General features: G+C 64.4%; 11 protein-coding genes and 1 pseudogene. 7 read left to right on the forward strand and 5 right to left on the reverse strand.

Translation table 11 applies throughout. The annotated features are described in order from the left end of the window. From GGQ98_RS00690 to hflX, 6 genes and pseudogenes are all read left to right on the forward strand, one after another. The gene (locus GGQ98_RS00690) at positions 1-1,092 is read left to right on the forward strand and encodes a two-component system sensor histidine kinase NtrB (protein ID WP_184063587.1); all 1,092 of its coding nucleotides are present in this window, start codon (positions 1-3) and stop codon (positions 1,090-1,092) included. After that, positions 1,089-2,558, forward strand: a complete 1,470-nt coding sequence (gene ntrC / locus GGQ98_RS00695; RefSeq protein WP_184063591.1) for a nitrogen regulation protein NR(I) — start codon at positions 1,089-1,091, stop codon at positions 2,556-2,558. Before GGQ98_RS00690 ends, ntrC begins: the two co-directional genes overlap by 4 nt. 79 nt (positions 2,559-2,637) lie before the next feature. Further along, on the forward strand, positions 2,638-4,908 hold the full coding sequence (locus tag GGQ98_RS00700; protein ID WP_184063593.1) for a sensor histidine kinase NtrY-like: 2,271 nt from the start codon (positions 2,638-2,640) through the stop codon (positions 4,906-4,908). Between the two features lie 4 nt (positions 4,909-4,912). After that, entirely contained in the window at positions 4,913-6,316 is a 1,404-nt protein-coding gene (ntrX, locus tag GGQ98_RS00705) for a nitrogen assimilation response regulator NtrX (protein WP_184063595.1), read from the forward strand. A 77-nt stretch (positions 6,317-6,393) separates the two neighbouring features. Beyond that, positions 6,394-6,633 (forward strand): annotated as a pseudogene (gene hfq, locus GGQ98_RS00710) (RNA chaperone Hfq); the annotation flags it as partial. 125 nt (positions 6,634-6,758) lie between these two features. Continuing rightward, positions 6,759-8,003 (forward strand): GTPase HflX, encoded by a 1,245-nt coding sequence (gene hflX, locus GGQ98_RS00715; RefSeq protein ID WP_184063976.1) that lies wholly within the window; start codon positions 6,759-6,761, stop codon positions 8,001-8,003. Here the strand turns inward: hflX and mazG are convergent. Continuing rightward, entirely contained in the window at positions 8,000-8,767 is a 768-nt protein-coding gene (gene mazG, locus GGQ98_RS00720) for a nucleoside triphosphate pyrophosphohydrolase (protein WP_184063598.1), read from the reverse strand. The genes hflX and mazG overlap by 4 nt on opposite strands. A gap of 319 nt (positions 8,768-9,086) precedes the next feature. Between mazG and GGQ98_RS00725 the strand changes: the two genes are divergently transcribed. Next, a complete protein-coding gene (locus GGQ98_RS00725; protein ID WP_184063600.1) occupies positions 9,087-10,598 on the forward strand; it encodes a phospholipase D-like domain-containing protein in 1,512 nt (503 codons plus the stop codon). Positions 10,599-10,610: 12 nt separating this feature from the next. On the opposite strand, the gene GGQ98_RS00730 is transcribed toward GGQ98_RS00725, so the two are convergent. Genes GGQ98_RS00730 through metG form a run of 4 tightly spaced genes read right to left on the reverse strand, consistent with a single transcriptional unit; the run spans position 10,611 to position 14,291 of the window. Continuing rightward, entirely contained in the window at positions 10,611-11,204 is a 594-nt protein-coding gene (locus tag GGQ98_RS00730; RefSeq protein ID WP_184063602.1) for a retropepsin-like aspartic protease family protein, read from the reverse strand. A 3-nt stretch (positions 11,205-11,207) separates the two neighbouring features. After that, on the reverse strand, positions 11,208-11,972 hold the full coding sequence (locus GGQ98_RS00735) for an MBL fold metallo-hydrolase (protein WP_184063605.1): 765 nt from the start codon (positions 11,970-11,972) through the stop codon (positions 11,208-11,210). After that, positions 11,969-12,742 (reverse strand): TatD family hydrolase, encoded by a 774-nt coding sequence (locus GGQ98_RS00740; RefSeq protein ID WP_184063608.1) that lies wholly within the window; start codon positions 12,740-12,742, stop codon positions 11,969-11,971. Before GGQ98_RS00740 ends, GGQ98_RS00735 begins: the two co-directional genes overlap by 4 nt. Next, positions 12,732-14,291, reverse strand: a complete 1,560-nt coding sequence (gene metG, locus GGQ98_RS00745; RefSeq protein ID WP_184063610.1) for a methionine--tRNA ligase — start codon at positions 14,289-14,291, stop codon at positions 12,732-12,734. Before metG ends, GGQ98_RS00740 begins: the two co-directional genes overlap by 11 nt. Positions 14,292-14,306 lie beyond the last annotated feature (15 nt).

A 14,306-nucleotide genomic window follows, 5' to 3' on the forward strand; every position in this document is an offset into this window, starting at 1 on the left:
ATGGCCACCGTGCCCGCGGTTCCCCTGGTTCCCCCGCCATCCGCCGACGATCTGCTGGCGAGTCTTCCGATCCCGATCGTCCTCATCGACGCAAGCGGCGCGCCCGCGCGGATGAACACCGCCGCCGAGGATATGTTCAACCTCAGCGAACCGGCACTCGTCGATCGCGGCTGGGGCGCGATCTTCCCGGAAGACAGCGCCGTGCGCGCCGTGCTTTTCGAAGCGGTCGTCACCGGGGGCGAGTTCGCGGCGTATGACCTCGAGATCGCATTCATCGGCGGGCGCCGTATCCTCGCCGACCTGCTGGTTTCGCCCGTACCCGATTCGCCGGGCTGGTCGACGCTGGTGTTCCAGCGCCGGGCGGCGGCGACGATGGTGAACCGGCAGCGCGAACAGGTAGGGGCGGCGAAAACCGCAGTCGGGGTTGCCGCCATGCTCGCGCACGAGATCAAGAACCCGCTTTCGGGCATTCGCGGCGCCGCGCAGCTTCTGGCGCAGGACGGCGACCCCGAACTTACCGATCTTATCTGCACGGAGGTCGATCGCATCAGTACGCTGATCGATTCGATGGAGGAGTTCACGGACACGCGGCCGTTGAAGCGGCAGCCGGAAAACATCCACCTGATCCTCGGGCACGTCCGCCGCCTTGCCGAGCACGGCTTCGCGCGCGATGTCGAGTTCGAGGAGGAATACGACCCCTCGTTGCCGGACGTGGACGGGGACCGGGATGCGCTCATCCAGATTTTCGTGAACCTCGTGAAGAATGCGAGTGAAGCCACAGGAAACAAAGGAAAGATACGCCTGCGTAGCGCCTATCGGCACGGCCTCAAGGTTGCGGTGAAGGGCTCCAAGCGGCGCATGTCCGTGCCCATCGAGGTCTGCGTGATCGACGACGGCCCCGGCGCGCCCGCCGACGTCGCCGAACACCTGTTCGATCCGTTCGTCTCGACGAAGCCCGGCGGCACGGGGCTCGGGCTCGCGCTCGTCGCCAAGCTCGTGGGCGATCATGGCGGGCTTATCGAGTACGACCGGCACAACAATCCGCCGCGCACGATCTTCCGCGTGCTCCTGCCGACGGCGACCAGCCTGTGAGCCGCACGGGAACGATCATCGTGGCCGACGACGACGCGGCGATCCGTACGGTCGTGCGTCAGCTGCTCGTGCGTGCGGGCCACGAAGTGCGGACGACCGATACGGTTGCGGGCCTCTGGCAGCTGATCGAGGCCGGGATCGGCGACGCCGTCATCACCGACGTCGTGCTGCCCGATGCCGACGGACTTGACGCCGTGCCGCGCATTCTGGCGCGCCGCCCCGGCCTGCCGGTGATCGTGATGAGCGCGCAGAACACGCTGGCGACGGCGGTGCGCGCCACGGAGAACGGCGCGTTCGAGTATCTGCCCAAACCGTTCGATATCAACAAACTCGCTGCGGCGGTTTCGGCCGCTCTTGAACAGTCGCAGGCGCCCGCGCGCAAAACGCCGGCGAAAGAGGAGGGGGACGGCCTGCCGCTGATCGGCCGATCCTCCGCGATGCAGGAAGTTTACCGCACGATCGCGCGGGTCGTGCCGACGGACCTTACCGTCCTCATCCTCGGCGAATCCGGCACGGGCAAGGAACTTGTCGCCAAGGCGCTGCACGACCTCGGCTCGCGGCGGACGGGGCCGTTCGTTGCGGTCAACATGGCGGCGATCCCGCGTGAACTCATCGAATCCGAACTGTTCGGACACGAGCGCGGGGCGTTCACCGGCGCGCAGGCGCGCGCGATCGGGCGCTTCGAACAGGCACAGGGCGGCACGCTGTTTCTCGACGAGATCGGCGACATGCCCATGGAAGCGCAGACCCGCCTGCTGCGCGTGCTCCAGTCCGGCGAATTCACCACCGTCGGCGGGATGCGGCCGATCAAGGCCGACATCCGCATCGTTTCCGCGACGAACAAGGATCTGCGCCGCCTCGTCGATGCCGGGCTGTTCCGCGAGGATCTGTTCTACCGGCTGAACGTCGTGCCGCTGCATTTGCCGCCGCTTCGCAGCCGCGTCGACGATATCGCCGAGCTTGCAACGCACTTCCTGCGCCGCGCCGAGGCCGAAGGGCTTCCGGCCAAGACGCTCGAACCCGAAGCGATCCTTCGGCTGCAGGCGCACGACTGGCCGGGCAACGTGCGCGAGCTTGAAAACCTGATGCGCCGCTTCGCGGCGCTCGAACGCTCCGACGTCATTTCAGCTTCCAGCGTGGAAGAGGCGCTGCGCAGCGAGCGCGTGCCCGCCGGACGCGCGGAAAGCGACAACAGGGGCCTTGCCGGGTCCGTTGAAGCCCATCTGGCGCGGTATTTCGATACGTTCGGCGATGATCTGCCGCCCGACGGGCTTTATGAGCGGGTGCTTGCGGAGCTTGAGAAACCGCTGCTGCTGCTGAGCCTGGCGGCGACGCGCGGCAACCAGATTCGGGCCGCCAAACTTCTGGGCATCAACCGCAACACGCTGCGCAAGAAGCTGAACGATCGCGGCATCGATGCCGTTGCGCTGCGCCCCGCCGGGCCGCCGATAGGCCGTTCAGGCTGATTTCAGCGCCGGATCGTGACCGGGCGGTTGCAACTGTGTATTTGCGGCAACAGCCAAAGTGGTTAAGCTGCATTTGAACATGTCCGCGACTGCATCCTCCAAGCCCGCATCGCCTCGCCGCAGGATGCGTCGCCGCATCAGCCGATGGGTCTCGCGCGTCGAACTTTATCCCCGGCTTGAAGTCGCGCTGGGGCTGATCGCCGTCGCGGTGGGCTGCGCAAGTTATTTTGCGCTCACCGACACGTTCTTCACGGCCGCCAATACGCCCTCGGGGCGGACGATCCTTCTGGTGGCGAATCTCGTGCCGCTGATGACGCTTCTCGTGCTGATCGGCCGCCGCTTCGTGATCCTGCGCGTCAACCGGCGCCGGGGGCTGGCGGGCGCGCGGATGCACGTTCGCATGGTGGCCCTGTTTTCGGCGATCGCCGCGATCCCAACCCTGCTCGTCGTCGTGTTCGCGTCGCTGCTTTTCCAGTTCGGCACGCAGTTCTGGTTTTCGGACAATGCGCGAACCGTGCTGGAAAACGCCGAACAGGTCGCGCATTCCTACGTCGCCGAAAACCGGCAGCGCATCGTTGCCGACATCGAGGCGATGGGCACGGACGTTTACGAATACGCCAACAGCTACGGCATCGATTCTTCAGGCTTTGCTGACGGCCTTGCGTTTCAGGTCGCGGCCCGCAACCTGACCGAGGCGAGCGTGTTCACGCTGAACGGCGACGATTATCATATCTACGCCGCCGTGGGCATGAACGGCGCGCCGCTTGCACAGCGCATTCTGCCCACCGACATCGCGCGTGCACGCTCCGGCCGCGCGAGCGTGCTCGCCACGGCCTCCGATCGGGTGGAGGCCATCGTCCGGATCGATCCGCTGCTCGAACGCTACGTTTACGTCAGCCGGAGCGTCGATCCTGCCGTGCTGCAGTCCGCACAGCGGGCGGAGGGCGCGATGAACGAATATGAAGCGCTGCTCGCGCGCTCCAAAAGCCTGCAGTGGCAGTTCAATCTTGCGCTGTTCGTCATCGCCCTGCTGATCCTTGCGGCGGCGATCCTTTCGGCCTTGTGGCTTGCGAACCGCCTTGTCGCGCCGATCGGGCGCCTGGTGCGCGCCGCCGAGAGGGTGGGCGGGGGCGACCTTGCAGCGCGTGTTCCCGTGCGAAACAGCCCGGATGAAGTGGGCACGCTCGCGCGGACCTTCAACCGCATGACGCGCCAGCTTCAAGCGCAGACGAGCGCGCTCGTTACGGCAAACGAACAGCTCGATGCGCGGCGACAGTTTACCGAAGCGGTGCTTTCGAGCGTTTCCGCCGGCGTCATCTCCATCGACGAAGACGGCCATATCCGCCTTGTCAGCCATTCGGCCGCCGATCTGCTGGAAATCACCGAAGAAGCGCTCGGCGGCATGACCATCGAGGAGGCGGTTCCCGAATTCACGGCGCTTCTTGAAGAGACGCGTGCGTCGGGGCAGGCATCGGGGCAGGTGCGTATCGCGCGCGGCAACGATGTGCAGTCGCTGCTGGTGCGCATGGGCGGCGTTTCAGGCGGCAGCCGCGGCTATGTGATTACCTTCGACGACATCACCCAGCAGCTCGCCGACCAGCGGCGCGCGGCGTGGGCCGACGTGGCGCGGCGCATCGCCCACGAGATCAAGAACCCGCTGACCCCCATTCAGCTTTCGGCCGAGCGTCTGCAGCGGCGCTACGGCAACAAGATCGAAGAGGACGCGGACACGTTCCGAAGCCTGACCGAAACGATTGTGCGGCAGGTGGGCGACCTGCGCCAGATGGTGGACGAATTCTCGTCGTTCGCGCGCATGCCCAAGCCCGTGTTCCGCCCTGAATCGTTCCTCGAGATCGCCCGGCAGGCGCTGTTTCTGCAGGAGGTCGCGCACAGCGATTTCGACTACCAGATGGATGTGCCGGCAGGCTTGCCGCCGTTCATCTGCGATCGGCGGCAGATCGCCCAGGCGCTTACCAACCTCCTCAAGAACGCCTCTGAATCCGTCAGTGCGCGTTGCAAGGATGGTGAGATCGAAGGCCGCATCGCCCTCTCGGCGACATTCGCCGAGCCCGATACGCTCGTCGTGACGGTGACAGACAACGGCATCGGGCTCCCCGCGAGCCAGCGCGACCGGCTGACCGAGCCCTATGTCACCACCCGCGTGAAGGGCACCGGCCTCGGCCTTGCGATCGTGAAGAAGATCGTGGAGGAGCATGACGGCACGCTCGACCTTCGAGATGCTGAAGGCGGCGGCGCCGCTGCGGTGATGAGTTTCGATCTGGCCGCGTTGCAGGCCCATGTCGTGCAGGAGCCGGGCGTTCCGGAAAAAGTCGCAGTTCAGCAAAGGTAGATGTGTGGCGCTTGATATTTTGATCGTCGACGATGAAGCCGATATCCGGGAACTGATTGCCGGTGTTCTGGAGGACGAAGGCTATGAGACGCGCACGGCAGGGGACAGCGACAGTGCGCTCGCCGCGCTCAGCGAACGTCTGCCCAGCCTGCTCGTGCTCGATATCTGGCTGCAGGGATCGAAACTCGACGGCATCGAGCTTCTGGAGGTCGTGAAGCAGCGCAGTCCGGGGCTGCCCGTCATCATGATTTCCGGCCACGGCAACGTCGAAACGGCGGTCGCGGCGATCAAGCGCGGCGCCTATGATTTCATCGAGAAACCGTTTCAGGCCGACCAGCTGATCCATACCGTGGAACGCGCGACGGAGGCTGAGCGTCTGCGGCGCGAGAACGAGGAGCTTCGCTCGCGCGCTGGCATCGAAGGCGAAATCACGGGTTCGTCCGCGATGATCAACGGCGTGCGCGCGACGCTGAAGCGCGTCGCCGCGACGGGCAGCCGCGTGCTCGTCGACGGGCCGCCGGGATCGGGCAAGGAAGTCGCCGCGCGCCTGCTGCACCAGTGGTCTCCGCGCGCCAACGGCCCCTTCGTCGTCGTCGCGGCCGCGCGGCTTCACCCGGACCGCTTCGAAGACGAGCTGTTCGGTGTCGAAGAGGACGGCCAGCCCGTCCGCATCGGCCTTTTCGAACAGGCCCACGGCGGCACGCTGTTCCTCGATGAAGTCGCCGACATGCCGCTCGCGACGCAGGCGCGCATCCTGCGCGTGCTCACCGAGCAGATGTTCCAGCGCGTGGGCGGCGCGCGCAGCGTGAAGGTCGACGTGCGTGTCGTGAGCAGCACATCGCGCCACCTTGCCGGGGAAATTTCCGCCGGACGCTTCCGTGAAGACCTGTTCTACCGCCTCAGCGTCGTACCCGTACACCTGCCGGCACTGGCCGAGCGGCGTGAGGATATCGGCGAACTGGTCGATTATTTTCTGGCCAAGCTCGCAGCGGAACGCCGAATTCCGACGCCCCGAATCAGCGATGACGCGATGGCCGCGCTCCAGACCTACGATTGGCCGGGAAATGTTCGCCAGCTGCGCAACATCATCGAGCGCACGCTGATTCTCATGCCGCCGGAACGCGCGCAGCGCATCGAGGTGGACATGCTGCCATCGGAAATCATCGCCGAGCCCGCCAAGCTGATGCCCAACGAGGCGGTGCGTTCGATCATGGGCACACCGCTGCGGGAAGCCCGCGAATCCTTCGAACGCGAGTATTTGCGCGTTCAGATTCGCCGTTTCTCGGGGAATATCTCGCGAACGGCGGTTTTTATCGGCATGGAACGCTCCGCGCTTCACCGGAAGCTGAAGGCGCTCGGCCTCTCCGATCCCGGGAAAGCCGATGATGAAGTCAATTCCGACACTTGACGGGAAGCGCCTGACCCCCAAATAGTGTGCCCGCGCCTACGGCAATCAGGTGCAGTGTAAAAGGATTCGAGGGGCACATGGCAGACAAGGCCAATAACTTGCAGGACGTGTTCCTGAACGCGGTCCGTAAGAGCAAGACGCCGGTGACGATGTTTCTCGTAAACGGCGTAAAACTGCAGGGTGTGATCACCTGGTTCGATAATTTTTCGGTTCTGCTTCGTCGCGATGGTCATTCGCAGCTTGTCTACAAGCATGCGATTTCCACGATCATGCCGGCGAGCCCCGTGCAATTGTTTGAGCCCGAGAAAGACGGCGACGACGATTGACCGACCCTGACGCCGGAACGCCGCCGGATTCGGGGGGCAGACGGCGTAAGCAGTTCCAAAGCTACGGCGCACACGATGATGTCCATGACGTCAGCGTCGGCACGAAGGCGCTTGTCATCGTGCCCGATATCGTGCGCCGCGACGTCGCTGCGCGTCGAGACCCCGAAGCCCGCCTTCAAGAAGCCGAAAGTCTGGCCGGTGCGATCGCGCTCGACGTGGTCGCAACGCGCATCATCCGCGTGCGCGACCCGCGGCCCGCCACGCTGTTCGGCGCGGGGCAGGTGGAGGCGATCGCCGCGCTTGCAAAGGAGACCTGCGCTGCACTCACCGTCGTGGACGGCGCGCTTTCCGCGCTTCAGCAGCGCAACCTGGAAACCGGCACCGGAACCAAGGTGATCGACCGCACCGGGCTTATCCTCGAAATCTTCGGGGAGAGGGCGGCGACGCGCGAAGGCCGCCTGCAGGTGGAACTCGCGCACCTCGGCTATCAGGCGAGCCGCCTCGTGCGATCGTGGACCCACCTCGAGCGCCAGCGCGGCGGCTTCGGCTTCCTCGGCGGCCCCGGCGAGACGCAGATCGAGACCGACCGCCGCCTGATCCGCGAGCGTATGGCGCGGCTTCGCAAAGACCTCGGCGAAGTGACCCGCACGCGCGGGCTGCAGCGGCGCCAGCGCAAGAAGGCGCCGTATCCCGTGATCGCGCTCGTGGGCTACACGAACGCCGGGAAATCAACGCTTTTCAACCACCTGACCGGCGCTTCGGTGATGGCGAAAGACCTGCTGTTCGCGACGCTGGACCCTACGATGCGGTCAATCGCGCTGCCGGGTATCGACAAGGCGATCCTTTCCGACACCGTCGGTTTTGTCTCCGAACTGCCGACCATGCTCGTCGCCGCCTTCCGGGCCACGCTGGAGGAGGTGCTGGACGCGGACATCATCGTCCATGTCCGGGATATCGCGCATCCGGAGAGCGATGCCCAGAAACGCGACGTCATCGATGTGCTGACCGAACTCGGCGTCGATCCGGGGGGCGGGCGGCCCATGATCGAAGCGCTGAACAAGGCCGATCTGCTTGATCCCGAGACGCGCAAAATGGCGCTCGAACAGGCGGCCGCACCGAACAGCGTGCTGCTGTCGGCGGTGAGCGGGGAAGGGGTGGACGACCTCCGCAAGCTGATCTCCGACACGCTGCTGCGCGATGCGCGCGTCCACAGTTTCGTCGTGAAGGCGGGAGACGGCAAGCGACTGGCGTGGCTGGAAAATAACGGGCTGGTGCTGAAACGCCGCATGAAGGGCGAGTCCGTGGAACTTCAGGTGCGGATCGGCGACGAGGACAAGTCGCGTTTTCTGGCGATGCCCTAACGCTCCGCCGCTTTCACACGCTGCCACAGCGTTTCCAGCGCCTCTATATTCATATCCGACAACGGCTTGGCGGCAATGTCTTCCACGGCGGTGAAGCGGCGTTCGAACTTCGCATTCGCGGTGCGCAAGGCGTCTTCAGCGTCGATGCCGAGATGCCGGGCATAATTGACGACGGAAAACAGCAGATCGCCGACTTCACCGGCGCGGGATGCATCGTCGGCGGCCGCGACCTCGGCCAGTTCTTCGTCGATCTTTGCGCGCGGGCCTTCGGCGCCGGGCCAATCGAAGCCGACGCGGGCGGCGCGGCGCTGCAGCTTCTGCGCGCGCATCAGCGCGGGTAGGCCAAGCGCGACACCGGCGAGCGCACCCTGATTGCCGCGCTCGCGGGCCTTGTGGTCTTCCCACGCCAACGTCTGGGCATCGGCGTCCGCAACGCTGGCGTCGCCGAACACATGCGGATGGCGGCGGACCATCTTGTCCGCGATTGCCGATGTGACGTCAGCCAGTGTGAAATGCCCGGCTTCGGCGGCCATTTGCGAATGGTACACAACCTGAAGCAGCAGGTCGCCGAGTTCGCCCTTGAGATCGGCCATATCGCCGCGCGCGATGGCATCGGCGACCTCGTAGGCTTCCTCGATCGTGTAGGGCGCGATCGAGGCGAAGTCCTGTGCGATATCCCACGGGCAGCCGCTTGCCGGATCGCGCAGCGCGCGCATCACATCGACAAGGCGGGTATAGGCCTGGGCGGCGGTTTCGGTGCTCATGAGAGTCCGCGTAGCCGCCGCAGTGGATGACGCGCAAGTGGGCGAAGTGGAGGCCAATCACGTTGAGGGTGCCCTGGCCGGACGATCATAATACAACGATAATATATATTATGTTAAATACACGATTGGGATCAACCTCCATTCGGGCCATCCCCCCGGTGATCCGCAGCCATTTTCGCGGCCGCGCCGTGTGAGGTCTGATCGGCACCCGATGATCTGCGTTTCCGCAACGAAACGAGGGAGCCGAACGGCGCGTTTTGCGTTAGCAGTGCAATTCTGAAAAAGACGCTGGGGCAACCGGACTACAGCCGGAGAACAAATGATAAACGAAGAGCAGGGCGGTGACACCCTCACCCCTGTTGTCGAGGCAGGGCGCAACTGCTGGCGTATCGAGCGCTCCGCGCGCGCGGCAGCGGTGATCGATGCGGCCGATTACTACCACTATGTGCGGGAGGCCATGCTCGCGGCGCAGCGGCGCATCCTCATCATCGGCTGGGATTTCGACACGCGCATCACGCTGGAGCCCGACGAGAACGGCAAGGGCGAAAGCCTGGGGCATTTCTTCCTGCGGCTCGCGCGGGAAAACCCCGACCGCCAGATCGACATCCTGAAATGGAGCTTCGGCGCGCTGAAGCAGTTTTTGCGGCCGCGCGCGGCGTGGATGCTGCTGCGCTGGAAAATGACCCGCGCCATCGACTTCCGCTTCGACAGCTTCCATCCCGTGGGATGCAGCCATCATCAGAAGATCGTGGTGATCGACGAGCGCTTCGCCGTGTGCGGCGGCATCGACATCTCGTGCGCGCGCTGGGACACATCGGCCCATACCGACGACGACCCAAGGCGCAAACTGCCGAACGGCGCACCCTACCCGCCTTGGCATGACGTCACCATGATACTCGACGGCGACGGCGCCAAGGCGCTCGCCGACCTCGGGCGCGATCGCTGGAAACATGCGACCCGCGTGGATTTGCCCCCGGCAGAAGACCATCACGATCACTGGCCGGAAGACGCGCAGATTGATTTTCGCGACGTGGACATCGCCATCGCGCGGACGCGATCGGCATGGCGCGACTGCGACGAGATCCGCGAGATCGAGGCGGTCTGGCTCGACATCATCGCCGCCGCCCACAGGTTCATTTATATCGAGAACCAGTATCTGACGTCAGGCAGGATCGCGGCCGCCATCGCGACCCGAATGAAAGAGGAGGATCCGCCCGAAATCGTGGTGGTGATGCCGCGCACCGCAGACGGCTGGCTGGAACAAAGAGCGATGGACGCCGCGCGCGTTCAATTGGCGCGCGCGATCGCCAAGTCCGACAGGCTCGGCCGCTTTCGGATCTACGTGCCGGTCACCGAAGGCGGCACGGACATTTATGTTCACGCCAAGGTCGCCATCATGGACGACCGGCTGCTGAAGATCGGCTCGGCGAACCTCAACAACCGCTCGATGGGCCTCGACAGCGAATGTGACGTCATCATCGACAGCGCCCTTCCCGCCAACGCCGGCACGCGCGGCGCCATTGCAGCACTGCGTGATCGGCTGATTTCCGAGCATCTCGGCGTTTCGCCGGAGGTGTTTGTGGCGCGCTTTGCCGAAACGGGATCGATCGTGCAGGCGATCGAGGCGTTACGCGGGACGGGCAAGACGCTGGACCTGCTCGACCTCGAAAAGCCGGGGCCGCTCGACCAGTTCATCGCTGAACACGAGCTGCTGGACCCCGATGATCCCGACGGCTTCCTGGAGCCGCTGCACAAGCGCGGGATGCGCATGCGCTGGCGCGAGGGAATTCAGCGACTGAAAGACCGAAGACGCCGCCGCCGCAGCCGGTGAGGCATGGTGCCCTCAGGGGCGCAGGATCAGCGTATCGCCCTCGACGCGCCAGCTTTCGAGCGTGCGCAGGAAGCGCATGCCCAGAAGGTTCGTGTTAAGTGCGCCTTCATTGACGCTGGCGGGTACGTCGCGGAGCGTGACGTCGCCGATCGTCAGCTCCCCCAGGCGTACACCGGCGATCCGCACCATGCCGTTTGCCGTCTGCGCGGCACCGTCGAAACGAAGCGTATCGCGGCTGAACCCTGCAAGCGCGGCGGTTTCGAGCGTGAGCACGATATCGGTGGCGCCGGTATCGACCATGAACAGCACGCTTTCCCCGTTGATGGCTCCGCGCACATAAAAATGCCCGTCTTCACGCGCGGTAAACAGCATTTCCTCACCCGACATGCGCGGCGATGCGGGATCGAGCGCGCTGCGGATCGTAGGCCACTGGGCGACAAGAAAGATAAGACCGCCGAATATAAGTATCCACGACAGCGCCATTTTCGCGGTTCTGGAAAAGCCGATCTGGCGGAGACGCGGGATCAGGCTCATCAGGATGATGACCGCGAACCCCACCGAGGTGATGAGCGCCCCCTTCTCGCCCGTGCTCAGCCCTTCCAGCATGGCTTAAAGGTCCACGGTGAGCATATCATATCCCGGCTCAACATTCTGAGGTAACATCTTGGCAAGAGTGCCATAATCCATGGAATTATCCATGTGCGTAAGAATCGCGCGGCGCGGACGCAGGCGGGCGATCCACGACAGCGTGCGATCCAGATGGCTGTGCGTGGGATGCGGCTTTCGGCGCAGCGCATCGACGATCCAGAGGTCCACGCCCTTCACGGCATTGTCGGCAGACAGCGTCAGGTCGCTGATGTCGGTCGAATAGGCCATCGAACGACCCGCGTGATCGACGCGGTATCCTGTCGAGCGGACGGGCCCGTGCACCTGCTCGAACGGCGTCACCGTCATCGGGCCGACGGAGAATTTCGCGGGGACATCATGCGCCACGCAGCTTGGGGGATAGCCCGAACCGCCGGCGAACACATAATCGAAGCGCGCCTTGAGCGGGCGCCACGTCTCGGGCGTCGCATAACAGTCCACGGGCTTGCGCGTGCTGTGATAGATCTGCCGCAAGTCATCGATTCCGTGGACATGATCCGCGTGATCGTGCGTATACAGCACCGCATCGATGCGCGCGACATTTGCAGAGAGCAGCTGTTCGCGAAGATCGGGGCTGGTATCCATGATGATCGTGTAGCCTTCGGCCTCGACCAGAACGGACACGCGGCGGCGGCGGTTTTTCGGCTCTTTCGGGTCGCAGAGGCCCCAATCGTTGCCGATCCGGGGCACACCGCTCGACGTGCCGCTTCCAAGGATGGTGACCTTCACGGGCGGGCCTTTGCGAACAGTCGGTAGAAGTTCGCACCGGTCGTGCGATCAAGCTCTTCATAGCTGACGCCGCGCTTTTCGGCGAGGAACGCGGCGGTGTGCGTGACAAAGGCCGGCTCGCAGGTCTTGCCGCGTTTGGGCACCGGCGCGAGGAACGGCGCATCGGTTTCGACGAGCAATCGGTCTTCGGGGATTTCCTTTGCGAATTCAGCAAGATCGACAGCGTTCTTGAACGTGACGATACCCGAGAGCGAGATGTAGAAGCCGAGATCCAGCATCTTGCGGCCGAAGTCCGCACTGGCCGTGAAGCAGTGGATCACCGCCGGGTAGGCGCCCTTCCCCAGTTCGTCCGCCATGATTTCCAGCGTGTCGGCCTCCGCGTCGCGCGTATGGACGATGACCGGCAGGCCGGTTTCACGCGCGGCGGCGATGTGGCGGCGGAAACTTTCGCGCTGACGATCCCGGTCGCTCTTGTCGTAATAATAATCGAGGCCGGTTTCGCCGATGCCGACGACACGCGGATGGCGCGTGGCCGCGACGAGCTGCGTCTTCTCGATATCCTCGCTGTCCGCCTCGTGCGGATGGACGCCGACGCTGGCCCAGATGTCCGTAGTGTCTTCGGCGATGCGGATGACGTCATCCCATTCGCTGCTGCGCGTCGAGATGGCAAGCATTGCGGACACCCCCGCCTGCCGCGCGCGCGCGATGACGCCCGCCTGATCCTCGACGAGGCCGGGGTAATTCAGGTGGCAGTGGCTATCAACCGGCATCGGGCTCGGCATCCACGTAGCGCGGAAAGACGCCCTGCGGCGCTTCGAGGCGGAAGCCGGATGCGGCAAGGCGCGCGTACCAGTCGCCGTCGAGGCTCGCGAAATCGCGGTCTGCTTCCGGCACGCCCATCTGATCGAGCAGCTTTGCGGCCGACGCCGGGATCACCGGCGAGATCGCGACGGCAAGATCGTGGATCGCGCCGAACAGCGTGCCGAGCACGACCTTCATGCGCTCCGGGTCTGTCTTCTTCAGCTTCCAGGGCTCCTGCGCGTCGATGTACGCATTGCAGGCGAAGACGGCGTGCAGCCAGGTTTCGACGCCGCGCGAGAGGTCGTAGGCTTCGAACGCCGCGCGCAGGCCGTCGCAGCCCTCGCGCACGGCGGCGCGCAGTGCGGCATCCGCATCGTTTTGCTCAAGCGCGTCGGGAAGAGCGCCATCCAGATTCTTGAAAATCTGAGATAAAGTCCTCTGCGCGAGATTGCCGAAGCTGTTTGCGAGATCGGCATTCGTGCGCGTGACGATCGCGTCGTGGCTGTAGCTGCCGTCCTGGCCGAAGGGCACGTCGCGGATCAGGAAGTAGCGGAGCTGATCGACGCCGTATTCCTGCGCCATCGCCAACGGCTCGACGACGTTGCCGAGCGACTTCGACATCTTCTCGCCCTTGTTGAGCACGAAGCCGTGGCCGAACACCATGCGCGGCACCGCGATGCCCGCCGACATGAGGAACGCCGGCCAATAAACGGCGTGGAAGCGCACGACATCCTTGCCGATCACATGGACGTCGGCAGGCCACCATTTCGTATAGGATTCATCGGGATAGCCCGCGCCGGTGAGATAGTTGCTGAGCGCATCGAGCCACACGTACATGACGTGGCCAGGCGCACCGGGCACAGGGATGCCCCAATCGAAGCTGGTGCGCGAGATCGACAGATCGCTGAGCCCGCCGCGGACGAACTGCAGCATCTCGTTGCGGCGCGTCGCGGGCTGGATGAAGCCGGGATTGCTTTCGTAAAGGTCGAGCAGCGGCTGCTGGTATTTGGACAGGCGGAAGAAATAGCTCTCCTCGACCGTCCATTCGACGGGCGTGCCCGTCGGCGACAGCTTCTCCCCGCCCTCTCCCGGCACGAGCTCGCTCTCGTCGTAATAGGCCTCGTCGCGGACCGAGTACCAGCCTTCGTAGCGGCCGAGGTAGATGTCGCCGCTTGCTTCCATGCGCTTCCAGAGATCCTGCACGCACGCATAATGCGCGGGTTCGGTGGTGCGGATGAAGCGATCATGACTTATATTAAGACTGGAGCACATTTCCTTGAAATGATGAACCATTCCATCAACGAAGGTGCGCGGGTCGGTATCGTTGTTGCGGGCCGCCTGCGCGATCTTGAGACCGTGCTCGTCGGTGCCGGTCATGAAGAACACGTCGTCACCGGCGAGCCGGTGATAGCGCGCGATCACGTCCGTCGCGATATCCTCGTAGGCATGGCCCATGTGCGGGCGGCCGTTGGGATAGGAAATTGCGGTCGTGATGTAATATTTACGCTTGGCACTCATGCGCGGGCGCTTGCT

Origin of the sequence: Sphingosinicella soli, from assembly GCF_014199685.1 — a bacterium.
GTDB lineage: Bacteria > Pseudomonadota > Alphaproteobacteria > Sphingomonadales > Sphingomonadaceae > Sphingosinicella > Sphingosinicella soli.